Origin of the sequence: Sphingorhabdus contaminans, assembly GCF_007280415.1 — a bacterium.
Classification (GTDB): Bacteria; Pseudomonadota; Alphaproteobacteria; order Sphingomonadales; family Sphingomonadaceae; genus Sphingorhabdus_B; species Sphingorhabdus_B contaminans.
Map to the genome: position 1 here is coordinate 382,399 of NZ_VKKU01000002.1, position 23,344 is coordinate 405,742.

The window sequence follows — 23,344 nt, forward strand, 5'->3', positions numbered from 1 at the left end:
GTTTTGCTAGTTACGTCCCGAGGGCTAATTAACGCAGCAGGTTCAATACGCCCTGCTGGCTCTGGTTGGCCTGTGCCAACATCGCGGTCGATGCCTGGCTCAGGATCTGTGCAGATGCGAGCTTGGTCGATTCTGCCGAGAAATCTGCGTCCTGAATACGCGATTTCGATTCCGTCAAATTGGTGGCGGTCGATGTCAAATTGTTGACAGTCGCGTCGAGACGGTTCTGTACGGCACCGATTTCGGCACGCTGCGTAGCAACGGTGTCAATCGCGGTGTCGAGCAGGTTCAGGGCCGTGCTGGCGCCTGCAGCAGTCGACAGGTCGACAGCGCCAATACCAAGGCCAGCCGCCGTCATGGCAACCAGGTCGATATCAACGGTTTCACCGCTTTCAACGCCAGTCTGGATGCTGATGGTCTTCGCAGCGTCGATCAGAACGGTGCCGTTGAAGTCGGTGCGTGCGGTGATGTCGCCGATCTGTGCGATCAGGGCATCGGCTTCGGCGTCGATGGCAGAACGGTCAGATGCAGCGGCCGTGCCGTTGGCAGACTGAACAGCCAGTTCGCGCATACGTACGAGGATGTTCGAGATTTCGCCCATCGCGCCTTCAGCGGTCTGTGCGAGCGAAATGCCGTCATTTGCGTTACGTACAGCCTGGTTCAGGCCACGTACCTTGGCGTCCATACGGGTCGAAATGGCAAGGCCGGCTGCGTCGTCTTTTGCAGCGTTAATGCGCTTACCGCTCGACAGACGCTCCATTGCCTGGCCCAAGTCACGGTTGGCCATACGCGAAGCGTTCTGAGCGCGCAGGGCGCTTGCATTGGTATTGATTACGGTCATGATAATTCCTTTGCTGTCTCTCAAATGGGGCAGCCCGATTGGTTGAGCAGCCACGCAAAGCAGTAACGGCGGAACCCGCCACAGCTTTAACCTTAACTTGTCGGATTATTGGCGGAGATGATCCCGAAGCCTCTGAAAACCACGTATTTCCTTGGCTTTTCCCGATTTGGCACGAGCATTGCTTATATACCCGCAAAGGCAATTCCGCCTTCGGACCAAAGCATATGTCGACCATTGACCAGAGCCGGTTGCTGCAAATGCGCTCCTCGATATTGAGCCAGAACGGCGCGTTGCAACGTGCTGCCGGGCGGGGTGTGGATACGGGAGAAACCGTCGCCAACGCTCCTTTTGCAAAAACCATGACCGATGCGCTGCAGATGGTGAACGCGCAGCAGGCAAAGGCAAGCGAGCTTTCGGCCGCCTATGAACGCGGCGAAACGCACGACATCGTCTCGGTGATGGTCGAACGGCAAAAGGCGTCCATCGGCTTTGAGGCGACCATGCAGGTGCGCAACAAATTATTGTCCGCCTATCGCGACATCATGAACATGCCGGTGTAATCGATGGCCGATAACCAGATCATTTCTGCAGATGCCGTGCCCGCGGGCGGACAAGTAAGCCGCTTTACCACTCCTTCTTCGATGGGTGGTTTTGGCGCATTGCGCGACATCACCAGCCAGCCTGCCGTGCGCAAGGCGCTTCCTGCTCTGGCCTTGACCGGCGCGATCGGTATCGCCGCCATTTCCTATTTTGCTTTGAGCACCCCTGCACAAGCCCCGCTTTATCAGGGGCTGGCCGAGGGCGACAAAGCCGCCGTAGCAGACGCGCTTCAGGCATCGGGTATCAATTATACGCTCGACCCAGCCACAGGCGCGCTTTCCGTTGATGCGGGCAAAGTGCACGAAGCCCGGATGCTGCTGGCAGGCCAGGGCCTTCCCAAAGCCATGCCGTCGGGCGATGCCGTTATTGCGTCGCTGCCTATGGGATCAAGCCGCGCGGTCGAAGGTGAAACCCTGCGCGGTGCACGCGAGGCCGATCTGGCACGTACGATTGAAGCAATTGATGCGGTGAAGACCGCGCGGGTCCATCTGGCGATGCCCGAACCCAGCGTGTTCGTCCGCGAAGCGCGCGAACCGGCCGCGTCGGTGATGCTCACCCTGCAACAGGGCCGCAGCCTTTCCGAAGCGCAGGTGCGCGCCATCCGCCATCTGGTCGCGTCGTCCGTTCCGGGCCTCGCTGCCGATGCGGTTTCCGTCATCGACCAGAGCGGCGCGCTCATTTCTTCACCCACGGGCAATGCCGATCAGCAGATGTTCCAACTGCAGATGCAGATGGAAGAGCGGTACCGGCAGGCGGTTATCACGCTGTTGACCCCCATTGTCGGCGCCGGCAATTTCTCGGTTGAAGTCAGCGCGGACATTGATCCCAGCGAAACCCAGTCGACGCGCGAGACCTATCCCAAGGATGACCAGGCCCTGCGCAGCGAAACGGGTAACAAGAGTTCCCAGAATGCAACCACGCAGGGTGCCGGCGGCATCCCCGGCGCGCTGTCGAACCAGCCGCCGCCTGCAAGCCAGCTCGCCAACACCCCTCCCGGCCAGAACACGCCACCTGCCAATGGCGAGACGCAGAGCGAGGAAACCTATACCCGCAATTTCGATGTAGGCCGTGAAATCGCCGTCACGCATCAACCCCAGGGCAATTTGCGCCGTCTTTCCGTCGCCGTCGCCCTGCGCGATGTCAAAGGGCAGAAAAAGCCCGGTGCCGCCGACGTTGCCGCATTGGAAGCACTTGTAAAGGGCGCAGTCGGTTTCAACAGCGAACGCGGCGACGTTGTTGCCATTTCGTCGCGCCCCTTTGCCGAGAACCCCGAAGCGACCGTCAATTTCTGGGATGAACCCTGGTTTTTCCCGCTGGTCCAGCAGGTTGGCGCGGTACTCGCCGCCCTTCTCGCTTTCCTGTTCATCGGCCGCCCGATGATCAAGGCCGTCAAGGCACGAGCAGCTGAAGCCAAGGAACAGGCGGAAGTTGAGCAGAAATTGCTTGCCGCCACCGGCCAGTCGCGTGCGCCCGTCCCGGTCACCATTGAAATGATCGAAGCCGCGCCAAGCTATGAAGACCGCGCAAATCTGGTGCGTTCGTTCATCCGCCAGGACCCCGAGCGGGCCGCGATGGTTGTCCGCCAGATGATCCAGGAGCGCGCCGATGGATGAGGATCTGGATTTTCCCGATACCGCTTCCGCCACGCCAGCCCCCCCTGCCATTAGCGGGGAGCTTTCAGCCGCGATTTTGATGATGCTGCTGGAAGATGACGACGCGACGGCAATCCTGCAGCATCTCGCCCCTGACGAAGTCAAGGCACTCGGCAAGGGCATGTTCGAAGCATCCAGTGCCAACGAAAATGACGTAGAGCGCGCGCTGGAAACTTTTGTGTCGAGCAATCGCGACCTGTCGGCACTGGCCGTAGGCGCGCCGGTCCGTATCCGTGAAATGATGCACAAGGCCCTGGGCAATGTGCGCGCCGGCAATATATTGTCGGAAATCGAACCCCAGTCGAGCGCCCCTTCGCTCGATATCCTGCGCTGGATGGATGTGGCGTCGATTTCGGAACTCGTTGCATCAGAGCATCCCCAGGTTGCCGCCGTCATCCTGTCGGTGTTGACGCCCGAAGTGTCGGCTCAGGCCATCGCCGCGCTGGATGAGCCGACACAAACCGACCTTTTGTTCCGCTCGGCAAATCTTTCCTCCATCTCCGCCGATGCGATCGAAGATCTGGAAGCGATCCTGATCAACTATACCAGCCGCAAGGCACATGCACCCGATGTATCGCTGGGCGGACGCAACGAAGCTGCGCGTATCGTCAAAAATCTTCCGCGTCCGACCGCCGAAAAGCTTCTTCGTGCGCTGCGCAAAAAGGATCGCCTGCTGGCCGACGCCATCGAAGAAGAAATGTTCGTCTTCGATGATCTGGCCGCTCTTGATGCCAAGACATTGGGCACCATCCTGCGCAATGTCGACTCCGACCAGATTGCCCTTGCGGTCAAAGGCGCGAGCGAGCTGCTGGGCGAGAAGATGCTCAGTACGCTTTCCGCCCGCGCAGCCCAGACAATCCGCGACGATATTGCCGATATGGGTCAGGTCAAGCGGACCGATGTGGAAGCGGCACAGAAGGCCGTTATCGCGGTCGCACGCCAGATGGCGGCATCGGGCGAAATCCAGATGGGCGGAAAGGGCGACGACTATGTCTGATACCCCCAAACGCGTATCCTTGCTGGCGGCGACGGCACGCGGCACCGGTTTCCGGACCAGCACCATCTGTACCGCACCGCCGCAGGCGGAACCCCGTCCGGATGAATATGCGCGCGGCCTGGCCGATGGTCAGCAAATGGCAGAGGCTGCTTTTGACGCCGAGCGCACCGCATTCCAGAAATTGCTCGCCAATGCCCAGGCTTTCCAGAGCGAGGCCGGCCCCGAACTGTCCCTGCTGCTGCGCGAAACGGTTGTGCGTCTTGTCGGCCAGATCACCGATGGGGTTGTCATCGACGAAGACCTGCTGAACCGGCAGATTGCGCGCGCCGTTGAAATTATCACCGAAGCCGACGAGGCCCGGCAAATCCTGCTTCACCCGGACGACGCCGCGCTTGTCGGCAAATCGGTCGGAAAGCTCGCCGTGCACAGCGACCCGACATTGAGCCGCGCGACCATCCGGATCGAATGTTCGCAAGGCTGGATCGAACATGGCGTTGCCCTTGGCATCGAACGTTTGCGCGAAGCGCTGCATTGCGAGGGGATGGCCGCATGACCTCCCGCCTCGCCCACGCTGCCCGCGCCATATTCCAGTCGCTCAATCTCGAAACCGCCACACCGCGGCGCGTCGGTTCCCTGACCGCTTGCAAAGGCCAGTTTCTGGAGGCAGCCGCCTTCCCCTATCCCGTCGGCACCGCCGTCCGCATTTCGCAAACCGATGGTGGTTTTGTAACCGGCGAAGTTGTCGGCTTTCGGGGCAACAAAAGCATCATCCAGCCATTTTCGCAGCGTCTTTCGGTTGCCACAGGCGCGCGCGTGGTTCCCTGTGGCCGTCATGATCATATCGCCTGCGGCGATGGCCTGCTCGGCCGTATCATTGATGCGCAGGGCGTTCCTCTCGACGGACGCCCGCTGACGGGATGCCATGAAAGCTGGCCGATTTCGGGTGTATCGTCGAGCCCGCTGGTGCGCGGCCGTATCACCCGTCCGATTGACTGCGGTGTCCGTGCGATCAACGGCCTTCTCACGATCGGCGAGGGACAGCGCGTTGCCGTCATCGCCGGATCGGGCGTCGGAAAATCCGTCCTGATGGGGCAAATTCTTGAAGGCATTGATGCCGATGTCATCGTCACCGGCCTGATCGGCGAGCGCGCACGCGAAGTGAGCGATTTCATCGAAACCAAGCTGACCCCGCGCATTGCCGCCAAATCGGTGGTTGTTGCCGTTGCCGCCGATCACTCGCCTTTGCTGCGCCTGCGCGCCGCAATGCGGGCAACGGCGATTGCCGAATATTTCCGGTCGCAGGGCAAGAAAGTCCTGCTCCTGATCGACAGCCTGACCCGGGTTGCCCATGCACAGCGCGAAATCGGCCTGGCCCTGGGCGAGCCGCCAACGATGAAGGGCTATACGCCGTCGTCACTCGCGCTCATCCCGCAACTGGTCGAACGCGCCGGTATCGACAGCCGCACCGGCGGTTCGGTGACTGCAATCTATACCGTGCTCGCCGATGGCGGCGACCTCGAAGACCCCATTGTCGATGCGGCACGTGCCATTGTCGACGGACATATCATCCTGTCGCGGACGTTGGCCGAAAACGGGCTGTTCCCCGCAATCGACGTTGCCCGTTCGCTGTCGCGCATCATGCCTGACATCGTCGATGCCGAACATATGGCCGCAGCCGCCCGGTTCCGCCAGCTCTGGTCCACCCACGAACAGAATCGCGACCTTCTGTTGATGGGTGCCTACACCGCCGGGAATGACATGGTTCTGGACGATGCCATCGCCATGCATGGCGACATGCTGAATTATGTCGGCCAGCCGATGCACAGCTCCATTGATTTTGACGCCTCGCGCTATGCGCTTCTGGAAGGGTTTGGCAAATGACCCAGAATGTCGACCGCCGCGCCCGTATCGTCCGCGTCCGCACCGCCGAAAGCCGGATTGCGCAGATGGAACTTGCCAAGGCCAAGGGCAGTGCCAACCAGATCCGTTCGATCGTCGATCGCATCGTGGCGCTGAACAATGAAAATGTCACAACCTCGGGCGCGACCGATGGCATGTCGCTGGCCGCGATTGCCGAAACACGCGTTCGTCTGGACGCCGCGCTGCGCGCGACGTCAGTGCCGCTGGAACAGGCCATGCAGCGCGTGCAGCGCCAGCAGAAAAACAGCATCCACACCGAACTGCGCGAACAGGGCGCCCGCCGTCTGCTCGAAAAGGCCGAGGTGGAGCGCGCCAAACATATCGAACGGAAGGCCGCCCATGCGCGCTGCCATCCCGGTGCCGGTAACAAAGGGGAAGAATTATGAATCTCGCATCTGTCCTGAATGTCAGTGCGCCGGCAGGTGCCGTGATCCAGAATGCCCATGCGGCCGAAGGCAGCACCGGTTTCGACGCCCTGATGGAAACGGCGACACCTTCTGTTGCGCCCTCCCTTCCGGCGGCAATGCCGAAGGGCGATGCGGCACCGGAATCGCAAAGCCCGGTCGATGCGCTGGTCGCCCTGATGAACAGCCGCGACGCAGGGGCCGTGAAAATGCCGACGACGGCCGCGGCGGCAGCCCTGCCGGCAACGTTGGCCGCGACCGGATTGACGACGGAAGCGGACGCACCGGCTGCCCAGCCTCAGCCAGCCATGGACGCGCCGCCCGCCGTCCGGGACCTCGCCCTGCGCGCGGCGGCCAAGGTCGGCAAGGACGGAAGCGCGGATGCCGAAAAGCCCCGCACCGCTGAACCCGGAAAGGGTCTGGCCGCCGCAAAGCAGGATGGCAAACAGGTCAACCGGCCCGTCACTGCCGCGGTCGCCATGGCTATATCCAAGGATCTCGTCACGCAGACGGACGAAGGCGATGAGGAACTGGCCGAGCCCGAAACGGCAGCCGCGCCGGCCGACGCACCATCCGACATGGCGCCCAAGGCCCAGATCGCGGCCCCCGTCGCCCAGCCGGTCGAAGCCTTCTTCAAGCCCGAAACCGCCCCTGACCGCCCCCGCCCAGAGCTCGGGACCGAAGCCCCAAAAGCATCGGAAGCTTCAGCCAAGTTAACAACGCCGATCAAAACGGTGCAGGTCGAACCATCGGTCCAGGCATTTACCTTGCCAACGCCAGTGGTGGTTTCGGCTGCATCAATGACGGCACCCATCGTCATGGGCCCTGAAAACTTCACCAACCACCAACTCGACCTCGCCAATGACGGCCAATGGATTGACCAGCTAGCCCGCGACATCGTCGCCGTCTCAGGACAGGACGGCAAGCTCCGCTTCGGTCTTTCACCCAGCAATCTTGGCCAGTTGGAAGTTTCAGTCGAAACACAACAGGATGGTGTCAACATACAGCTTCAGGCCAGCACCGAAGCCGCCGCCCGGATTTTTTCGGCAGAACAGCCCAAATTGATTGAAGAATTGCGGCAATCCGGTGTTCGGGTCGCAAATGGCGACCTGCTGGGCGGACAGCAGATGCAGGGTCAACGCGACCAGTCACATCCCCAGAATTCGGCCAGCCGCATACCGACAGACCTGACATCCAACCTCGTTTCCAAACGCACCTCACCGAATAATCAGAATACATCGCCCAATGGGCGTTTTGCATAAGAAGGACCCGAAGAGATGAGCAAGACCAAAGAAAAAGCAGAGGGCAAAGGCGGCAAAAGCAAAAAGATGCTGCTGATTGGCGTCGGCGCTACATTGCTGACAGCAGGTGGCGCCGCAGGCGGCATGTACCTGTCGGGCGGTGTGACCGGAAAGGAAGCGGAAGAGGATCCGAACCGGCCGAAACTGGTCGAACGCAGCGACGAGCCTGCCGAAGCCCCTGCTGAAGGCGAAGAGGGCAAGGTTGTGCTGAAAGAAGGCACGGTGTCCGTCAAAAGCGACAAGCAAAAGGTAGACCCCAAAAAGTTTGAGGTAACCTACGTCGCTTTAGACCAGAGCTTCACTGCAAATCTTGCCGACGGCGCTGGCTTTGTCCAGTTGGGGATCAGCCTTGCCACCTATTATGACGGCAAGGTCGTCCAGAATATCGAACGGCAGTCCGTTCCCATTCGTTCGGCTGTTCTCATGGTCTTGTCGCAACAGGACGCTGCGGTTCTGTCGACGCCACAGGGCAAGCAAATGCTGCAGCGCGACCTGACGCATGCCATCAATGACGTGCTTCGCCAGAAAGAAGGCTTTGGCGGAATCGACAATGTCTACTTCACCAACCTGGTGATCCAGTGACGGCAGTAGCCCCTCAGGCAGTGCATCTCACGCGGAGTGCCAACGAAGCGGCGGAGCTTACCCAGCTTGAGCCGCTGGCGCAGCGCGTGTCGCAGGCTATGCAGCAATTGCTGGCCAACTTCACGAAAGGTGCGTTTACCATTTCGGCCGGTACCGCAAACGCGGCACGCTATCCGGAATGGCGGATTGCGCAAAATCCTTTCGGTGCCGTATTGCGTTACCGCCTTCCTAAACGTGGTGATGAAATGCTCGTTCATCTGCCGGGTTTCCTGATCTGCCAGATAGTCGACGTCTATTATGGCGGCACCGGAAATGTGCAGGCTCGCGGCGAATTTTCCTCCGCCGAAATGCGTTTTGTGGACAGCTTCGGATCGCAACTGGCGCCGCTGTTAAAGGCGGAAATCGACCCGGACCCGGGTTCGGTCATCGAATATACAGGTGCCGAAATTGATTTGCTGCAGCTGAACTGGCCGCGATCGCGTGACGCCATTGTGGTGCAGTCCTTCTTTGCCGAAAGCGAAAAGATCAAACCGACTCCTGTAGGCCTCATTCTGACCACCGATACGGTACGGCTTATGGAAAACCGTCGCAGCGCTGACGAAAATCCCGTCGGCCCGGCCGACGCCGCCTGGAGCGAACGTGTCCGTTCGGCTGCCATGCGCGTCAAATTTCCGGCACGTACCGTGCTGACCCACTGCAACGTGCCGTTCAGCAAGATGCTGACGCTCGCGCCCGGCGATATTTTGCCGCTGTTGCTGCCTGCACAGGTTCCGCTGATCGTTGCCGGTCGTGTTTTTGCACGCGGCACCTTGGGGGAATCCAATGGCCGCGCCGCTTTAATGATTGAGAATATAGAAAAGGAAATGGACCAATGAGTGATATGACTGAAGCCCCAAGCATGAGCGCCGTTGCAGGAGCCATGAGCATGGGCGACAATATGGATCTGCTTGCCGGAATATCTTTGCGGATCTCTGTCGAGGTCGGATCAGCCTCGCTCACCCTTTCCGAATTGCTGCGGCTCGGGGAAGGCAGCGTTGTCGAACTGGATCGTCAAGCCAATGATTTTCTAGATATATTTGCCAATGGTACCCTGATTGCGCGGGGTGAGATTGTCGATGTTGACGGCCGCTATGGTATTCGCGTTGTGGACGTTGTCGCTGCAGACCGCCGTCTCGCAGGGTTGGAGCGCCGGTCATGATCCTGGAATATCTCCTTCGCCTTTTCCTCGTCGTCCCGCTGATCGGTGGTCTGGCCTGGGGCTCCCTTTGGTTGTGGAAGCGTCTTCAGCTCGGACTGCCGGTGAAGCCCGATACAAACCGCCCCGTGCGCGTCGTGGACGCAGTGACATTGGGGACGAACGGCAAGTTGCTGGTTGTGGAGTTTAACGGCGACACCCTTTTATTGGGTGTATCGCGCAACGGCATAAGCAGATTGGCATCGAATTTGCATAGCGAGTAGTATGCGTAAACTCATACTACTCCTCATCGTCGTCTTCACGCTTTTTTCAAGCGATGCCGCCTTTGCCACATCGACGGGCGCAGGGATAGAAAAAGCCCTGCAAACCGTCTCGGGCGACGGTCGTCCGCTGTCCCTTTCGCTGCAAATATTGCTGTTGATGGGGCTGCTGACGGTTTTGCCGTCTCTGATCCTCATGATGACCAGCTTCACGCGGATCATCATTGTGCTGTCAATTTTACGACAGGCGCTGGGATTGCAGCAAACACCGCCCAACCAGGTATTGGTGGGACTTGCACTGTTCCTCAGCATTTTCGTGATGCAGCCTGTGTTCTCCACGATAAACACGCAGGCACTCGAACCCTATGGGCGGGATGAGGTGACATTTGAACAGGCGCTGACCACATCTGCCAATGCCATGCATGGGTTTATGATCAAACAGACGCGCAAGTCCGACCTCGCCCTGTTCAGTCGCATCGCCAAGGCCGGGAAATTTGCAAAGCCGTCGGATGTGCCCTTTTCCATTCTCCTGCCCGCCTTTGTGACGAGTGAGCTCAAAACCGCGTTCCAGATCGGCTTCATGATATTCCTCCCTTTCCTGATAATCGACCTGATCGTCGCCTCGGCCCTCATGTCCCTAGGTATGGTGATGCTGTCCCCGACCATCATTTCCATGCCGTTCAAGCTGCTCCTGTTCGTCCTCGTCGACGGCTGGGCACTGACCATGGGATCACTCGCAAGTTCGTTCGTGAGCTAGAGCCGTGGATCAGGATTACTTCATCGGTATTGCGCAGCAGGCGCTTTGGATATTGGCGCTGGGCTCTGCACCCATATTGATTCCTGCGCTTATCGCCGGCGTGGTGCTGGGCATGGTTCAGGCCGCGACATCGATTAACGAACAAACACTCAGCTTTGTCCCTAAATTGATAATCGTATCCATCGCGCTCGCGATTTTCGGATCGAGCATCATGATATTGCTCGCCGACTTTACGAAAGATATTTTTGCGCAGATTCCGCTGCTTGTCCGATGATCCCACCCGGCCTTGAAAATGTGGAGCAGCAACTCCTGATCTGGATGTTAGCGATGATCCGGCCGGGAGCTGCGTTCATTGCAGCGCCCATGTTCGGCGCAGGGGCTGTACCAATTCAGCTCCGCCTTGTTCTTGCTTTGGCAGTCGGCATTCCCTCCGCAGCGGCTGCCAATATGGCGCTTCCGGCGGCCGGCATTATTTCGGTTCCCGGATTTTTCATGATCCTATCCGAAGTCATCACTGGGCTTGCTCTAGGTTTTGTCATTCAGATCGGTTTCGCCGCTGCGTTGGTGGCCGGCGAAGCGATCAGCAATGCCATGGGCCTTGGTTTTGCATCTATGGCCGACCCCGCCAGCGGACAAGCCAGTCCTGCAGTCGGCCAATTTTTATCGATGCTCGCCATGTTTCTTTTTCTCGCAGCGGACGGCCATCTGGCGCTCGTGTCAATTATCGCGGAAAGTTACCGAGCGCTTCCTCCGGGACAATCGTGGATTTCCTTTTCGGCTATCGGTGGCATAACCAAATTTGGCGGCCTTGCCTTTTCTGCAGGCCTGAGCATCGCGCTACCCGTCGGTTTCGCATTGGTGCTGGTACAAATCATCATGGCCATGATTGCCCGGTCTGCGCCTACCCTGAACCTGTTTGCTGTCGGCATGCCAGCCGCCCTGCTCGCGGGAGTCATATTGTTAGGCATGGCCACTCCAGTCATGGCCGATACCATAAGCCACACCATCCGTATGGCGCTGGAACAGGCAGAATTGCTGGGAGGCGGCGGTGGCTGAGACTCCCGACAAGGACCAACAAACCGAAGCCCCTACCCAGAAGCGCAAAGCCGACGCGTTAAAAGACGGCGATGTCCTCGCTTCCAAAGAGCTTGCAACTGCCGTTATGATGGCTGCAGGCGCCGCGTGGATGGTCGGACTGGGCGGCTGGTTTTTCTCGGCCAGCAAAGATCTGCTTAAAAGCGGATTGGAACTCGACCTTACGGATCCCGATCGCTTTGAACCACTTGACGCACTGGCGGGCCCCCTGACCAGCATCGCAGTCCCGTTTTTCGGGTTACTTGCACTTAGCGTTCTGGCCGCCTTGGCTGCGCCAGCGATGCTTGGATCTCTCGGTATGCGCAGCAAGGCTATGGCCTTTAAGGGTAGCCGAATTAATCCGCTTTCGGGCCTAAAGCGGATTTTTGGAATGCAGGGCCTGATTGAACTCTTCAAAGCAACGGCGAAAGTCGCGGCGCTGGGCTATGCGGGCTACTGGGTCATGGCGACTGATATCGCTGGAATGCCGGGACTTGCGGCCACACATCCGGCTGCAGCCGTTGAAATGCTGGGCGACAAGCTGGTATGGACCATAGTCGTCCTGACTGTGGGTCTGGTTCTTATAGCGGGTATCGACGTTCCTGTTCAATGGCTGCGCCGCAACCAGCGTCTGCGTATGTCCAAGCAACAACTTAAAGAAGAGCTGCGGCAAAGCGATGGCGCTCCCGAACTCAAACAAGCGCAAAGGGCGCGTCAGCAGGAAATGGCGATGTCCTCTGCACGCAAGGGGATGACAGAAGCCAGCGTAGTGCTGACAAACCCGACCCACTTTGCCGTCGCCTTGCGCTATCGTCCCGGGCTCGACATCGCGCCGGTTGTCGTTGCGAAGGGTCGGGGCGAAGTCGCCCAGGCGATCAAGGCCATGGCAAAAGAGAACCATGTCCCCACATTGGAATATCCGCAACTCACCCGCGCCATTTACTTCACTACCCGCACAGGTCGGGTCGTATCGGAAGATCTGTTCGTCGCGGTTGCCGCGATCCTTGCCTTTGTCTTTCGGCTTGAAAGCTCACTTGCGAGCGATCTGGTGAAACCGGTCGTTGAAGTACCGCCTTCGAAACGATTTGACGCAGACGGGCGGCCTTCGGCCTAAATCCTGAAGGTCGGAAGCCGTATTGAAATGCGAAGGATAAGGATATGATCTCGAATATTGCAAATAGCCTAGGCTTTGGTTCGGGCATCGACACATCGCAACTCGTTAAGGATCTTGCGGCCGCTTCGCGTACACCGAAGGTCCAGCGCTTTGATGCACTTTCGCGTGCCAACCAAGCGAAGGTAAGTGCGTTAGCGCAGGCACGCAGCGATTTGGACAGCTTTGCCGACTCGCTCGCCGACCTGTCTGCAGGTGGCACTTTGCGAAGCAAACCCGTCACATCGGACGACAGTGCACTCGCCGTGACCGCCAACCCCGGAACGCTACTGGGCAATTATGCAGGCGAGATTGTCGTGAGTACTCTGGCCCGCGCACAGACAAATTATTCCGGCTACATCGCATCGAGCACTGATCCCGTTGGACAGGGCGGAATGACCTTAACCGTTGGCACAACGACTTATGCCGTGACGATCGACGCAACCAACGATAGCCTGACGGGTCTCGCCAACGCAATCAACGCCACCGGAAGCGGGATAAGGGCGAGTGTTATCAATGATGCAGGCAATTTCCGTCTGGTATTGAAAGGGGAAAGTGGCGCCGCCAAAGCATTCACCCTGACGGCCGATGCGGGTGCCGCCCCCGGTCTCGCGCAATTCACGACGACAACCATGACCGTCGGGCAAACCGCCAGCGACGCGAGTTTCACCGTAGACGGTGTCGCCTATACGCGCGCCACGAACAACTTCAGCGATGTTGTACCCGGCCTGACGATTACGCTCAAAAAAGCGGATCCGCTTGCGCCCATTACGATCGGTGCAACCCGGCCCATCGACACCCTGAAACAAACGCTGAACGATTTCGTTTCGGTCTTCAATACATTGAAAAGGGATACAGAGGCGGCGCGGCAGGCCAATAATGGCAATGCTTCGCTCCGCGGTTTTGAACGTCAATTGAGTGCTTTTATCGCGCAACCGTTGACTACTGATCCAAATATACAGTCACTTTCGGATGTCGGAATTTTCACAAACCGCGATGGGACCATTTCGCTGAACAGCGCAAAGATGGAAGCAGCGCTACGCGACTATCCCGATGCGGTTGAAGCCCTCTTCAATCCACCCCGCGACGGAGTTCGGAACGAAACGACCGATCCAGGCATCACATTTGCGCTTGATGCCCTTCGCGACGCAGCTGTTGGCACAAGCGGGCCCCTCGAACAGGTCCGGGCATCATTGCAGCGCGAGGCAGACGCGATTGCGAAAAACCGCGAGCGTATGGAAGTTCGCGAAGACGCTTATCTTACGAAACTTGAAAAGCAATATGCCGGGATGGACGCACGTATTGCAGCGTTGAAGGCGACGCAGAGTTACCTCGAACAGCAGATCAAGATGTGGTCAAGCAGCGATAATTGATAGCCATGCAGCCACGAACTCATCCCGCAATCGCGAGTCAGCATTATCGCATGCTCGAGCTTAAAAGCCGAGTCGAAAGCGCGAGCCCGCATGGTTTGGTTGGACTCCTCTATGAAGAGTTGATCCGCTCACTCGATCTGGTGCTCCATTCGGTACGGAAGGATCATAACCTTGCCGGAAACAGCCATGTGGCAAAGGCTGTATCTATAATCGTCGCCCTTGAAGGCAGCATCGATTTCGACGCAGGCGGCGATCTCGCGCCGACGCTGGCACGTGTTTATGCGGCATGCCGCAAGGAACTGAACGAAGCGGCCAAAAAGAACGATGAGGCAAAACTGACCGAAGTACGCGATGCGATTAGCGACATCTATTACGCATGGCAGGCACTACAACCCGGTTAGATTACCCAGCCGACACTGATTTGCGAAGCTGCTTGCGGCACATCGAGCCGCGCTTCGCTGAAATCGACTTTTGCACCAGGAGCCAGCGTCCGCACTTTGGCTTTCATTTTCCAGCTATACACCGGTCGTCCGCCGGCATCCTTTAGCGTCACCAGCATTTCCGGAACGGTTTGCGCAGTACTAGTGGGATTGACGATGCTGCCGCTTGCAATAAAGAATGGCGTACCATCCTCACGCTCATTCAATTCCAGATTTTCATTGAGCACAATCTTCAAATCGGGTTCGGAGCGCGCTATGTTCAACTTTGCGCCGAGATCCGGAATACCAAAATACCATGTGAGCCCACCGGCCGTAGCAACAAGCAATGCAAATGCGACCGCTGCTATTGTCCAAAGTTTTGCCGGATTTCGTCGCGGCCGGAACGGTGGCTCATGCGCAAAATGGCTTTGCTGCGACGTATCTTCGAAATAGGAGCCCGCAGCCCCGTATGGCTCGGCAAATTCGCGTTTGCTTTCGGTTTCCTCGTTTGATGCCTCTTCAAAGCGGGTAAAGCTCGGCGGGATTGGCTGGTCAGGTAACTTAGCTGCAGGCGCGAAATCTTCCACAGCCTCTTGCGGCATCGCGCTTGAAAAGGCTTCGGCAACCGGCGTTGAATTCATCGGCGCAAAAACAGGAGGAGCAACTACCGGAGGAGCCGGAGGCGCGGGCGGGATAATGCCATCCTGATACCAGCTATGTTTGCAGTTGGCACAACGAACCTGACGACCGTCTACCCCAATGGCAGAATCCGGAACGACATAACGTGTGCGGCACGAAGGGCAAACAAGCAGCATTACCCCCCATAAACATGAGAGGCCCGATACTTGCAACCCTACTGTCATAAAATGCTGTGGACGGTGGACAAGAATAGTCGAATTTGGCTCCTGTTTTATGCCCCTGCCAGCCTGTTTGCACCCATTCTGCCTTTCCCGACCGGCTGCGGATCAAAACGAAGCAATGGACAAAATCGATCAAATCCTTAGGACGCGTATATGGGCTTTAACCACATGCAGTTCACTTCAGGACAGGATGCCGCCGCAGCCGGTGGAAAGCGTCGTTTCTGCGGCACATATTCCCATCTTGACCGCCAGACATGTGGAGAGTGTTCGGACTGATGCAGAGCGTCGTCGAATTCGACAATGTGGGACTACGCTATGGTACCGGGGCGGAAACGCTGACCGACCTCAGCTTCACGCTTTATCCCGGCAGTTTCTATTTTTTGACAGGGGCTTCAGGTGCCGGGAAAACCTCCCTCTTGAAACTTCTATACCTCGCTCACCGCCCAAGCCGGGGCGCGATCCGGATGTTTGGGCATGATGCAATAACCTTACCGCGCGACCGTTTACCCGGTTTCCGGCGGCGCATCGGCGTTGTCTTCCAGGATTTCCGCCTGGTTCCCCATCTGTCGACGTTCGACAATATCGCGCTCCCCTTGCGGATTGCCGGCATACAGGAAAAGGATCTGAAAAGTCCGGTCACCGAAATGCTGGACTGGATTGGCCTCACCGAACGAGCAGATGCCCGTCCCGCGACGCTTTCTGGTGGCGAGCAACAGCGTGTTGCCATTGCGCGCGCCGTTATCGGCAGGCCAGAAATGCTTGTTGCTGATGAACCTACCGGCAACGTTGATCCCGAGATGGCGCGCCGCCTTTTGCAATTATTCGCTGCGCTGAATAAGTTGGGAACGACCGTTGTTGTGGCGACCCACGACATTCATCTGCTGCAGGAAATCCAGGGTGCACAAATGATGCGCCTCGACAAGGGCCGCCTTTCCGACCCGACCGGCTCGCTCCGTCATCCCCCCCGCCCGCTAGTGTTGAAAAACTAGGCGCCCGCGATGTTGCTTGATTTCGCCCTTCCCGCGCATGATCGCAAATTGATACCTGAGGGCCGCTTGTCCGGACCCATGCCATGGGTAATCGCTATCATGCTATTTCTGACAATTTTGATTGCAGCAATGGGATTAAGCCTTGCTTATGCCATACGTGACGGGGGCAACGACTTGGCTCAGCAGGCGACGGTGCAGATCATAGAACCTGACCCGATCGAGCGCGCCACCCAAAAGGTCGCTGTCAGCAGGCTTTTGCGTGAAATTCCCCAGATAGACTCGGTGAATTCGGTCCCGGATGGCGAGGTTCGCAATCTTTTGAAGCCGTGGTTGGGCAATGATGTAATCGATGCCGATATCCCTGTCCCGGCGTTAATCGACATTCGTTTCAAAAATGCACCGGACGGCGCAACGGTCAGGGCACTTAAACTCCGGCTGGAGGAGGCTGCACCCAAGATACGCATAGATTCCCACAGCAGTTGGATGGCACCCTTTTTCGATCTTATGTCTTCGCTGATCCTCCTCACCTTAGCTATTTTCATGCTTTTGCTGGTTGCCACTTCGGCGGTCGTCATACTCGCTGTGCGCAGCACGTTGAACACGCACCGTAGTACGATAGAAATCATGCATATGATGGGCGGCACAGATTTGCAGGCCGCACGTCTGTTCCAGCGCCGCGTCGCGCTCGACGCGCTGTTGGGCGGCGTGGTCGGTTTTGGTGCGGCCGCTGCGGTCATATTAACTTTGGGTGGACGCATTGCCGCTGTCGAACCGGCTTTGCTGGCCGATGCCACCCTGCCATGGTATGGCTGGCTCATATTGGCGATTATTCCACTTGCTGTCATGTGCCTCGCCATGCTTATGGCCCGTTGGACGGTGGTGTCGGCACTCAAGAAGATGTTATGATCAGACGGATTGTTTCTTTTATTATCCTGGCATGGGTGCTGGGCTTTGCATGGTTTGCGCTGCTTTTGCCGCAGCCCGCCGCTATTGCCGAAACTGATGCTGTTGTGGTGCTTACAGGTGGACCAAACAGGATCGATCGCGGCTTGGAAATTTTGAAGGCGGGCAAGTCACGGAAAATGCTGATTTCGGGCGTAGACCGCGATGTAAAACCAGCCGAACTGGCCGCACAATATCCCGGTTCAGCGCGCTATTTTACCTGTTGCATAGATTTGGGTTTCCAGTCCGTTGATACTCGCTCTAACGCTTTGGAAACCGCACGCTGGGCAACACGAAACAAAGTCAAAACGCTCCGGCTCGTCACGCACGACTGGCATATGCGCCGCGCCCGTTTTGAACTCGACCGCTCCTTGCCAAATGATATCATTGTTACCAACGACGCGGTGTCGACCCAGCCGTCGTTAAACGCGCTGTTCAAGGAATATAACAAATACTGGCTTCGTGCGGTCGCATCGCTTGCGGGAATATGACGTGATCGCAGCAATCCGGACGATCTTCTTTACAATCATCTTTTTCGGCGGCTCCAGTTTTTTTGCCGTCACAGCATTTTTTGGCAGTCTCTTTCATCAAGGATTGATGCGTTGGGCCGTCCGCGGATGGGCGCGTTACCAGTATTTTTGTGCGAAATGGATTTTGGGTATTGATGTTCGGATAGAAGGTTCGTTGCAAGACCGGCCCGTATTATACGCCATCAAGCATGAGAGCATGTACGAGACCATTGATATGCCGAGGGTGTTTGCCCGCCCTTCCGTTGTTGCGAAGCGGCAGTTGTTTGACATTCCTTTTTGGGGAAAGGCGGCGCTTGCTTACGGGATGATCCCTGTCGACCGGGAAGGTGGCGCCTCCGCGCTGCGGGACATGCTCGCCCGTTCTAAAGCACTATTGGCAAATGGCAGGCCCATCATAATATTTCCGGAAGGCACTCGGGTGCGTCATGGTGAAATGCCTCCGCTGCAATCGGGGTTTGCCGGACTTTACAAAATGCTCAACGTGCCTGTCGTACCTGTTGCGGTAAACAGTGGCCGGTTGATGCCCCGCAACCATTGGCTCCGGACATCCGGGACTATTACCTATAAGGTCGGTGAGGAGATCCCGGCCGGTCTTCCGCGTGCCGAGATAGAGGCACGGGTCCATGCCGCGATCAATGCCCTGAATGGTTGATATTCAAAAGGCGCTTTAACGCCTTTAATGCTTACGTCCGAAATCAGGAGCATCGTCGTCCTGACCTTGCTCAACAATGGAGCGCCGGATGTCGCGTGTCCGCGTGAACAGCGCCTCCAATTCGTCGCCCTTGTCATAACGTATAGCCCGTTGGAGCGCGGACAGATCCTCGGAAAAGCGCTGGAGCATTTCCAACACGGCGTCTTTGTTAGACAAGAACACGTCACGCCACATAACGGGATCGCTTGCCGCAATGCGGGTAAAGTCGCGGAAACCGCCGGCAGAATATTTGATAACCTCGCTTTGCGTCACGCCCTGCAGATCATCTGCAGTCCCAACGATCGTATAGGCTATCAGATGTGGAAGATGGCTTGTGACCGCCAGGACCATGTCATGATGCCGCGCATCCATGATCTCGACCTGTGCACCCAGCCTTTGCCAAAATGTCCGAAGAGCCTCCACCGCTGCTTCGGGGGCGCGCTCCGCTGGTGTCAATATGCACCAGCGACCCTTGAAAAGCGAGGCGAAACCTGCATCCGGACCGCTCTTCTCAGTCCCTGCAACCGGGTGGGCGGGTATGATTGTGGCGTTGGGCAGAACCGCCGCCAGTGCTTCTGCCACACTTTGCTTGCACGATCCCACATCGCTTACGACCGCGCCTTCCGGCAAGTCTGCGGCAAATTCCTCGGCAACACGGCCCATCGCACCCACGGGGACGCACAATATGACTAGATCCGCGTCGATAACTGCCGCGCCTGCCGTATCGGTAATGTCGTCGCAAATCGCCAGTGCGTCGGCACGCGCGCGCACCTCAGGATCGGCATCATAGCCTATGATACGCACCGCAGGCATATGCGCCCGCACGGCGCGAGCAACAGACGATCCAATCAGACCGAGACCGACGATAGTCAGGCGCGCGAAAGGCAGCATCAGCCATGCATCTCCAATATGGTGCGCAGCGCCTGAACGAGCCCGCGATTTTCTGCTTCCGTGCCGATGGTGATGCGCAGCCCGTTGCCCAATCCCTGCCCGGGTAACCATCGGACGATATAGCCCGCATCCATCAGTGCCTTGTATACCGTTTCCGCACCGACTTTGCCTTCAAACATGACCATCAGGAAATTCGCCCAGGACGGAACCGCTTTCAAACCATGGTTTGAAAGGGAGGTAATCTCATTTCCCATCCAGTCACGCCATTCACGATTATGTGCGCGGCTGTTCTCGACAAAAGCCTTATCGGACAAGGCGGCGATGGCCGCCGCCTGTCCGGCAGCGGTCACATTGAAAGGCGCGCGGATCCGGTTCATTGTCTCGATCAGATGGGGCTGACCATAGGCCCAGCCGATCCGCTCTGCAGCCAGACCGTAAATCTTCGAAAATGTCCGCGTGATTAGGACATTGCCATGCTGACGAGCGAGATCAAAGGCGGCGGGGCCATCGTCTTCCAGATACTCGCCATAGGCCTGGTCGAGAACCAACACACAGTCCGACGGCAGGCCGGCATGCAAACGAGCCATTTCTGCATCATTGCAATATGTACCGGTCGGATTGTTTGGGTTGGCCACAAATACAACGCGGGTCCGGTCAGTCACCAACGCCAGCAGGGCATCGACGTCCGTGCCAAAATCGCGGTCAGGTGCAACGACCACCGTGGCGGCACATTTGCGTGCTGCAATGTCGTAAACCGAAAAACCATAGCGGACATAGATGATCTCGTCCCCCGCACCGGCATAGCCCATAGCGGCCAGATTCAGCAATTCGTCGGACCCGGTCCCGCAGACGATACGGTCGCTTTCCAATTGATAATGTGCACCCAATGCCTCGCGCAGAGCGTTGCTGGCGGGGTCGGGGTAGCGGGCGAGAGAGGATTTCGCCTCGACCAGTGCAGCAGTTGCATCGACGCTGCATCCCAACGGATTCTCGTTGGCGGACAGCTTGATCAGGACACGTCCGTCGTCGGACTTCGCCTTGCCGGGTGTATAGGCGTGGATTGCATTGATCCACGGTTTGGCTTCTGGATTGTTCATGCGCGCCGCCATAGACGTGGCCGCGCGGGAGCGCAACGCCCTGCCCGACGGATAGCTATTGGACGGATATGCTATCCGCGCTGGAATTTGTCCCGTGGAAAAGTGTAGATATAATGTTGTCACCAGTGTTTACGCTGATATGGCATCCCCATGCATGGGGATGAGCGTTTCGGACTCGATAGGAAGATTCGCCTGCTGGGACCAGTCAAGCTGGACAGTGGTGCCGAATTTGCGCCGGTCGACTTTGCCTATGAAACTTACGGCACTTTGAATGCGGACAAATCGAACGCAGTACTGATTTGTCACGCACTTACCGGCGATCAATATGTAGCATCCAAACATCCCATAACGGGCAAGGATGGCTGGTGGACCCGTATGGTCGGACCGGGAAAACCTCTTGATCCCGCACGGCATTGCATCATCAGCATCAATGTCATGGGCAGTTGCATGGGTTCGTCAGGTCCCGCCAGTATCGATCCGTCTACAGGCGGTCCTTACGGGATGGCCTTTCCTGTTATCACCATTGGCGACATGGTGCGGGCACAGGCGATATTGCTCGACCATCTGGGAATTGAAACATTGTCTGCTGTTGTTGGCGGATCAATGGGAGGAATGCAGGCGCTCAGCTGGGCCGCACTCTACCCCGAGCGTGTCCGTTCTGCCGTCATCATTGCATCCACCGCCCGCCATTCTGCACAGAACATCGCTTTTCACGAAGTAGGGCGGCAGGCAATCATGGCTGACCCGCGCTGGAATAACGGCGCCTATTATGGCCGTGAAGCACCTGCCTCCGGTCTTGCCGTGGCGCGTATGGCGGCACATATTACATATCTGTCCGAAGCCGGATTGACCGAAAAATTCGGTCGCCGTCTCCAGAATCGACCGGACGGAACAATGGGATCCAAAAGTTTCGGTTTTGATGCGGATTTTCAGGTGGAAAGCTACCTGCGTTATCAGGGGCTCAGTTTCGTCGACCGCTTTGACGCGAATTCCTATCTCTATATTACCCGGGCGATGGATTATTTCGATCTGACCGAGCCGCATGACGGCGTGCTGGCCAAGGCCTTTGCGGCTACCAAAGCGCGGTTTTGCCTGATCAGTTTTGACAGCGACTGGCTTTATCCCACATCGGAATCGCGGCGTGTCGTCCATGCGCTGAACGCGGCAGGCGCAGCGGCTAGCTTTGTCGAATTGTCGAGCCCCTTCGGCCATGACAGTTTCTTGCTCGACGCCCCTGAAATGAACCGGATTGTCGACGGGTTTTTACGTGCAGGGGAAAATCTGTGACCATGTTGCGGTCCGATCTTGCGATCATTGCCCGTAACGTACGAAGCGGTTCGCGCATTTTGGATGTCGGCTGCGGCGACGGCCAGTTGATGGCAGCCCTGCGCGATCATAAGCAGGTGGATGCCCGCGGGCTTGAGATCGATCCGGTCAATGTTGCGACAGCAGTTTCGCGCGGTCTTTCCGTCGTGCAGGGAGATGCTGACAGCGATCTAGTCGACTATCCGGATGGCTGCTTCGATTACGTCATTCTCAGCCAGACGCTTCAGACAACAAGACGGCCGGACTTTGTGCTCGACCATATGTTGCGGATCGGCCAGCAAGCCTTTGTTTCTTTCCCCAATTTTGCCCAGTGGAAGATCCGGATTGCCCATATGTTCGGCGGCCGGATGCCCGTGACCGAACAACTTCCGCACCGCTGGTACGATACGCCAAATATCCATCATGTCACGATCGACGATTTCCGAAGCTTCCTGAAAGATCGCGGTGTCGTGATTGAGGGGCAGTGGTTCCTGTCCGGTAACAAGCCACGGAAAAAAGCGCTTGCCAATTTGATGGCGGAACATGCTGTATTCCTGCTGCGCCGGGGATAGCAAAACACGGTCGGCACTTGGCAAAATCAATCCCGAATCAGGCGGTGTCGGTTAATTGACAGTCGGACTTTTGACACCAGAGCCTGACAATATATCCATCTGAAATTATTGCATAATCTGTAAATTGGCACGGCAATTGCTCTACTTCCATCGTGCGCACCCGATTGGTGCACCGATGAAAGGAAACGGTCATGCCGTCATTGGACAATATCTTTGGCATCCATGCCACCGCCCTAAAGCTGCGCGAACAGCGTATGTCGATGCTCGCCTCGAACATCGCGAATGCAGCGACGCCTGGCTATAAGGCACGCGACATCGAATTCTCGTCCGCTTTGAAACTCGCGGAACAGGGGCAATCGTCTGAAGCCGCCATTCAATATCGTATACCTGTCCAACCCTCTTTGGACGGAAACACAGTCGAACTGGCTACCGAACAAACTGCCTTTGCAGAAAACGCGCTCGCTTACCGGTCGAGCCTTTCCTTTCTGCAGGGCCGCATCGGCACGCTGACCCGCGCGCTGAAGGGAGAATGAAGATGGCCGAGAATCTCTCCATCTTCGATATTAGCGGTCGGGCAATGGCAGCACAGCTTGTGCGTTTGAACACCACCGCATCGAACCTGGCCAATGTCGGAACGGTGTCGGGCAACGAAAGCACGGCCTTCCGTTCGATGAAACCGGTGTTTCGCACCGTCATGGGTGAAGCCGGCAAAGCTACCGTGCAGGTTGATCGTATCGACAACAGCAAAAGCGCGCCGGTCAAACGTTATGAACCCGACCATCCGCTGGCCGACAAGGACGGCAATGTTTGGGAAGCTGCTGTCGATAGTGCCGCCGAGATGGTCGAGATGCTCGAAACATCACGCCAGTACCAAAACAACGTGCAGGTCCTTGCAACCGCCAAGGGTCTGATCAGCGAAACCTTGCGGTTGGGACAATAATC

Annotated in this window: 29 protein-coding genes; 25 read left to right on the forward strand and 4 right to left on the reverse strand. The window is 57.6% G+C overall.

The features are described from left to right. Positions 1 to 28 precede the first annotated feature (28 nt). Entirely contained in the window at positions 29 to 841 is an 813-nt protein-coding gene (locus FOM92_RS10125; RefSeq protein ID WP_143776754.1) for a flagellin N-terminal helical domain-containing protein, read from the reverse strand. A 224-nt stretch (positions 842 to 1,065) separates the two neighbouring features. Here FOM92_RS10125 and fliE point away from each other — a divergent pair, with 224 nt between their 5' ends. Genes fliE through FOM92_RS10210 form a run of 17 tightly spaced genes read left to right on the forward strand, consistent with a single transcriptional unit; the run spans position 1,066 to position 14,507 of the window. Beyond that, positions 1,066 to 1,401, forward strand: a complete 336-nt coding sequence (gene fliE, locus FOM92_RS10130) for a flagellar hook-basal body complex protein FliE (RefSeq protein WP_143776755.1) — start codon at positions 1,066 to 1,068, stop codon at positions 1,399 to 1,401. Between the two features lie 3 nt (positions 1,402 to 1,404). After that, positions 1,405 to 3,054: a flagellar basal-body MS-ring/collar protein FliF gene (gene fliF, locus FOM92_RS10135; protein WP_143776756.1), complete on the forward strand. Its 1,650-nt coding sequence runs from the start codon at positions 1,405 to 1,407 to the stop codon at positions 3,052 to 3,054. Continuing rightward, positions 3,047 to 4,090, forward strand: a complete 1,044-nt coding sequence (locus tag FOM92_RS10140) for a flagellar motor switch protein FliG (protein WP_143776757.1) — start codon at positions 3,047 to 3,049, stop codon at positions 4,088 to 4,090. The genes fliF and FOM92_RS10140 overlap by 8 nt, the downstream gene beginning before the upstream one ends. Further along, positions 4,083 to 4,643 (forward strand): FliH/SctL family protein, encoded by a 561-nt coding sequence (locus FOM92_RS10145; protein ID WP_143776758.1) that lies wholly within the window; start codon positions 4,083 to 4,085, stop codon positions 4,641 to 4,643. The genes FOM92_RS10140 and FOM92_RS10145 overlap by 8 nt, the downstream gene beginning before the upstream one ends. Then, on the forward strand, positions 4,640 to 5,971 hold the full coding sequence (locus FOM92_RS10150) for a FliI/YscN family ATPase (protein ID WP_143776759.1): 1,332 nt from the start codon (positions 4,640 to 4,642) through the stop codon (positions 5,969 to 5,971). Before FOM92_RS10145 ends, FOM92_RS10150 begins: the two co-directional genes overlap by 4 nt. Then, positions 5,968 to 6,396 carry a hypothetical protein gene (locus FOM92_RS10155; RefSeq protein ID WP_143776760.1) on the forward strand — a complete coding sequence of 143 codons (429 nt, stop codon included), beginning with the start codon at positions 5,968 to 5,970 and terminating at the stop codon, positions 6,394 to 6,396. Before FOM92_RS10150 ends, FOM92_RS10155 begins: the two co-directional genes overlap by 4 nt. Next, on the forward strand, positions 6,393 to 7,676 hold the full coding sequence (locus FOM92_RS10160) for a flagellar hook-length control protein FliK (protein ID WP_143776761.1): 1,284 nt from the start codon (positions 6,393 to 6,395) through the stop codon (positions 7,674 to 7,676). Before FOM92_RS10155 ends, FOM92_RS10160 begins: the two co-directional genes overlap by 4 nt. 15 nt (positions 7,677 to 7,691) lie before the next feature. Next, positions 7,692 to 8,297, forward strand: a complete 606-nt coding sequence (locus FOM92_RS10165; RefSeq protein WP_143776762.1) for a flagellar basal body-associated FliL family protein — start codon at positions 7,692 to 7,694, stop codon at positions 8,295 to 8,297. Further along, entirely contained in the window at positions 8,294 to 9,172 is an 879-nt protein-coding gene (locus tag FOM92_RS10170; protein WP_143776763.1) for a FliM/FliN family flagellar motor switch protein, read from the forward strand. Before FOM92_RS10165 ends, FOM92_RS10170 begins: the two co-directional genes overlap by 4 nt. Continuing rightward, entirely contained in the window at positions 9,169 to 9,495 is a 327-nt protein-coding gene (gene fliN / locus FOM92_RS10175) for a flagellar motor switch protein FliN (RefSeq protein ID WP_143776764.1), read from the forward strand. The genes FOM92_RS10170 and fliN overlap by 4 nt, the downstream gene beginning before the upstream one ends. Continuing rightward, positions 9,492 to 9,755 (forward strand): FliO/MopB family protein, encoded by a 264-nt coding sequence (locus tag FOM92_RS10180; protein ID WP_143776765.1) that lies wholly within the window; start codon positions 9,492 to 9,494, stop codon positions 9,753 to 9,755. The genes fliN and FOM92_RS10180 overlap by 4 nt, the downstream gene beginning before the upstream one ends. 1 nt (position 9,756) lies before the next feature. Then, entirely contained in the window at positions 9,757 to 10,509 is a 753-nt protein-coding gene (fliP, locus tag FOM92_RS10185; protein WP_143776766.1) for a flagellar type III secretion system pore protein FliP, read from the forward strand. A 4-nt stretch (positions 10,510 to 10,513) separates the two neighbouring features. Beyond that, on the forward strand, positions 10,514 to 10,783 hold the full coding sequence (gene fliQ, locus FOM92_RS10190; protein ID WP_143776767.1) for a flagellar biosynthesis protein FliQ: 270 nt from the start codon (positions 10,514 to 10,516) through the stop codon (positions 10,781 to 10,783). Then, positions 10,780 to 11,565: a flagellar biosynthetic protein FliR gene (gene fliR / locus FOM92_RS10195; RefSeq protein WP_143776768.1), complete on the forward strand. Its 786-nt coding sequence runs from the start codon at positions 10,780 to 10,782 to the stop codon at positions 11,563 to 11,565. Before fliQ ends, fliR begins: the two co-directional genes overlap by 4 nt. Beyond that, complete coding sequence (locus tag FOM92_RS10200) at positions 11,558 to 12,697, forward strand: EscU/YscU/HrcU family type III secretion system export apparatus switch protein (protein ID WP_143776769.1); 1,140 nt, start codon at positions 11,558 to 11,560, stop codon at positions 12,695 to 12,697. Before fliR ends, FOM92_RS10200 begins: the two co-directional genes overlap by 8 nt. 44 nt (positions 12,698 to 12,741) lie before the next feature. Next, positions 12,742 to 14,106, forward strand: a complete 1,365-nt coding sequence (fliD, locus tag FOM92_RS10205; RefSeq protein WP_143776770.1) for a flagellar filament capping protein FliD — start codon at positions 12,742 to 12,744, stop codon at positions 14,104 to 14,106. Positions 14,107 to 14,156: 50 nt separating this feature from the next. Beyond that, positions 14,157 to 14,507, forward strand: coding sequence for a flagellar export chaperone FliS (locus tag FOM92_RS10210; RefSeq protein ID WP_170226847.1), 351 nt, complete (start codon positions 14,157 to 14,159; stop codon positions 14,505 to 14,507). On the opposite strand, the gene FOM92_RS10215 is transcribed toward FOM92_RS10210, so the two are convergent. Continuing rightward, on the reverse strand, positions 14,504 to 15,340 hold the full coding sequence (locus tag FOM92_RS10215; protein ID WP_143776772.1) for an MJ0042-type zinc finger domain-containing protein: 837 nt from the start codon (positions 15,338 to 15,340) through the stop codon (positions 14,504 to 14,506). The genes FOM92_RS10210 and FOM92_RS10215 overlap by 4 nt on opposite strands. A 320-nt stretch (positions 15,341 to 15,660) precedes the next feature. Between FOM92_RS10215 and ftsE the strand changes: the two genes are divergently transcribed. Genes ftsE through FOM92_RS10235 form a run of 4 tightly spaced genes read left to right on the forward strand, consistent with a single transcriptional unit; the run spans position 15,661 to position 18,498 of the window. After that, positions 15,661 to 16,374, forward strand: a complete 714-nt coding sequence (gene ftsE / locus FOM92_RS10220; RefSeq protein ID WP_143776773.1) for a cell division ATP-binding protein FtsE — start codon at positions 15,661 to 15,663, stop codon at positions 16,372 to 16,374. 9 nt (positions 16,375 to 16,383) lie between these two features. Then, complete coding sequence (locus FOM92_RS10225) at positions 16,384 to 17,280, forward strand: cell division protein FtsX (RefSeq protein ID WP_143776774.1); 897 nt, start codon at positions 16,384 to 16,386, stop codon at positions 17,278 to 17,280. After that, a complete protein-coding gene (locus FOM92_RS10230) occupies positions 17,277 to 17,807 on the forward strand; it encodes a YdcF family protein (RefSeq protein ID WP_143776775.1) in 531 nt (176 codons plus the stop codon). The genes FOM92_RS10225 and FOM92_RS10230 overlap by 4 nt, the downstream gene beginning before the upstream one ends. A gap of 1 nt (position 17,808) precedes the next feature. Next, positions 17,809 to 18,498, forward strand: coding sequence for a lysophospholipid acyltransferase family protein (locus tag FOM92_RS10235; protein ID WP_143776776.1), 690 nt, complete (start codon positions 17,809 to 17,811; stop codon positions 18,496 to 18,498). A gap of 24 nt (positions 18,499 to 18,522) precedes the next feature. Here the strand turns inward: FOM92_RS10235 and FOM92_RS10240 are convergent, their stop codons facing one another. Both FOM92_RS10240 and hisC read right to left on the reverse strand, forming a co-directional pair. After that, the gene (locus FOM92_RS10240; RefSeq protein WP_143776777.1) at positions 18,523 to 19,428 is read right to left on the reverse strand and encodes a prephenate/arogenate dehydrogenase family protein; all 906 of its coding nucleotides are present in this window, start codon (positions 19,426 to 19,428) and stop codon (positions 18,523 to 18,525) included. After that, positions 19,428 to 20,525: a histidinol-phosphate transaminase gene (gene hisC, locus FOM92_RS10245; protein WP_143776778.1), complete on the reverse strand. Its 1,098-nt coding sequence runs from the start codon at positions 20,523 to 20,525 to the stop codon at positions 19,428 to 19,430. Before hisC ends, FOM92_RS10240 begins: the two co-directional genes overlap by 1 nt. Before the next feature lie 150 nt (positions 20,526 to 20,675). Between hisC and metX the strand changes: the two genes are divergently transcribed. The 4 genes from metX to flgC all read left to right on the forward strand — a co-directional run bounded on the left by metX (position 20,676) and on the right by flgC (position 23,342). Continuing rightward, positions 20,676 to 21,812: a homoserine O-acetyltransferase MetX gene (gene metX / locus FOM92_RS10250; protein WP_143776779.1), complete on the forward strand. Its 1,137-nt coding sequence runs from the start codon at positions 20,676 to 20,678 to the stop codon at positions 21,810 to 21,812. 2 nt (positions 21,813 to 21,814) lie between these two features. Continuing rightward, complete coding sequence (gene metW, locus FOM92_RS10255; RefSeq protein ID WP_143777804.1) at positions 21,815 to 22,402, forward strand: methionine biosynthesis protein MetW; 588 nt, start codon at positions 21,815 to 21,817, stop codon at positions 22,400 to 22,402. Between the two features lie 191 nt (positions 22,403 to 22,593). Beyond that, a complete protein-coding gene (locus tag FOM92_RS10260) occupies positions 22,594 to 22,935 on the forward strand; it encodes a flagellar basal body rod protein FlgB (protein WP_143776780.1) in 342 nt (113 codons plus the stop codon). A 2-nt stretch (positions 22,936 to 22,937) separates the two neighbouring features. Beyond that, the gene (gene flgC, locus FOM92_RS10265; RefSeq protein ID WP_143776781.1) at positions 22,938 to 23,342 is read left to right on the forward strand and encodes a flagellar basal body rod protein FlgC; all 405 of its coding nucleotides are present in this window, start codon (positions 22,938 to 22,940) and stop codon (positions 23,340 to 23,342) included. Positions 23,343 to 23,344 lie beyond the last annotated feature (2 nt).

Bases quoted from the DNA above. Each gene is read 5' to 3' on its own strand.
- FOM92_RS10125 (WP_143776754.1), bottom strand. From the start codon at position 841: ATGACCGTAATCAATACCAATGCAAGCGCCCTGCGCGCTCAGAACGCT.
- fliE (WP_143776755.1), top strand. From the start codon at position 1,066: ATGTCGACCATTGACCAGAGCCGGTTGCTGCAAATGCGCTCCTCGATA.
- fliF (WP_143776756.1), top strand. From the start codon at position 1,405: ATGGCCGATAACCAGATCATTTCTGCAGATGCCGTGCCCGCGGGCGGA.
- FOM92_RS10140 (WP_143776757.1), top strand. From the start codon at position 3,047: ATGGATGAGGATCTGGATTTTCCCGATACCGCTTCCGCCACGCCAGCC.
- FOM92_RS10145 (WP_143776758.1), top strand. From the start codon at position 4,083: ATGTCTGATACCCCCAAACGCGTATCCTTGCTGGCGGCGACGGCACGC.
- FOM92_RS10150 (WP_143776759.1), top strand. From the start codon at position 4,640: ATGACCTCCCGCCTCGCCCACGCTGCCCGCGCCATATTCCAGTCGCTC.
- FOM92_RS10155 (WP_143776760.1), top strand. From the start codon at position 5,968: ATGACCCAGAATGTCGACCGCCGCGCCCGTATCGTCCGCGTCCGCACC.
- FOM92_RS10160 (WP_143776761.1), top strand. From the start codon at position 6,393: ATGAATCTCGCATCTGTCCTGAATGTCAGTGCGCCGGCAGGTGCCGTG.
- FOM92_RS10165 (WP_143776762.1), top strand. From the start codon at position 7,692: ATGAGCAAGACCAAAGAAAAAGCAGAGGGCAAAGGCGGCAAAAGCAAA.
- fliN (WP_143776764.1), top strand. From the start codon at position 9,169: ATGAGTGATATGACTGAAGCCCCAAGCATGAGCGCCGTTGCAGGAGCC.
- FOM92_RS10180 (WP_143776765.1), top strand. From the start codon at position 9,492: ATGATCCTGGAATATCTCCTTCGCCTTTTCCTCGTCGTCCCGCTGATC.
- fliP (WP_143776766.1), top strand. From the start codon at position 9,757: ATGCGTAAACTCATACTACTCCTCATCGTCGTCTTCACGCTTTTTTCA.
- fliR (WP_143776768.1), top strand. From the start codon at position 10,780: ATGATCCCACCCGGCCTTGAAAATGTGGAGCAGCAACTCCTGATCTGG.
- fliD (WP_143776770.1), top strand. From the start codon at position 12,742: ATGATCTCGAATATTGCAAATAGCCTAGGCTTTGGTTCGGGCATCGAC.
- FOM92_RS10210 (WP_170226847.1), top strand. From the start codon at position 14,157: ATGCTCGAGCTTAAAAGCCGAGTCGAAAGCGCGAGCCCGCATGGTTTG.
- FOM92_RS10215 (WP_143776772.1), bottom strand. From the start codon at position 15,340: ATGCTGCTTGTTTGCCCTTCGTGCCGCACACGTTATGTCGTTCCGGAT.
- ftsE (WP_143776773.1), top strand. From the start codon at position 15,661: ATGCAGAGCGTCGTCGAATTCGACAATGTGGGACTACGCTATGGTACC.
- FOM92_RS10225 (WP_143776774.1), top strand. From the start codon at position 16,384: ATGTTGCTTGATTTCGCCCTTCCCGCGCATGATCGCAAATTGATACCT.
- FOM92_RS10230 (WP_143776775.1), top strand. From the start codon at position 17,277: ATGATCAGACGGATTGTTTCTTTTATTATCCTGGCATGGGTGCTGGGC.
- FOM92_RS10240 (WP_143776777.1), bottom strand. From the start codon at position 19,428: ATGCTGCCTTTCGCGCGCCTGACTATCGTCGGTCTCGGTCTGATTGGA.
- hisC (WP_143776778.1), bottom strand. From the start codon at position 20,525: ATGAACAATCCAGAAGCCAAACCGTGGATCAATGCAATCCACGCCTAT.
- metX (WP_143776779.1), top strand. From the start codon at position 20,676: ATGCATGGGGATGAGCGTTTCGGACTCGATAGGAAGATTCGCCTGCTG.
- metW (WP_143777804.1), top strand. From the start codon at position 21,815: ATGTTGCGGTCCGATCTTGCGATCATTGCCCGTAACGTACGAAGCGGT.
- FOM92_RS10260 (WP_143776780.1), top strand. From the start codon at position 22,594: ATGCCGTCATTGGACAATATCTTTGGCATCCATGCCACCGCCCTAAAG.
- flgC (WP_143776781.1), top strand. From the start codon at position 22,938: ATGGCCGAGAATCTCTCCATCTTCGATATTAGCGGTCGGGCAATGGCA.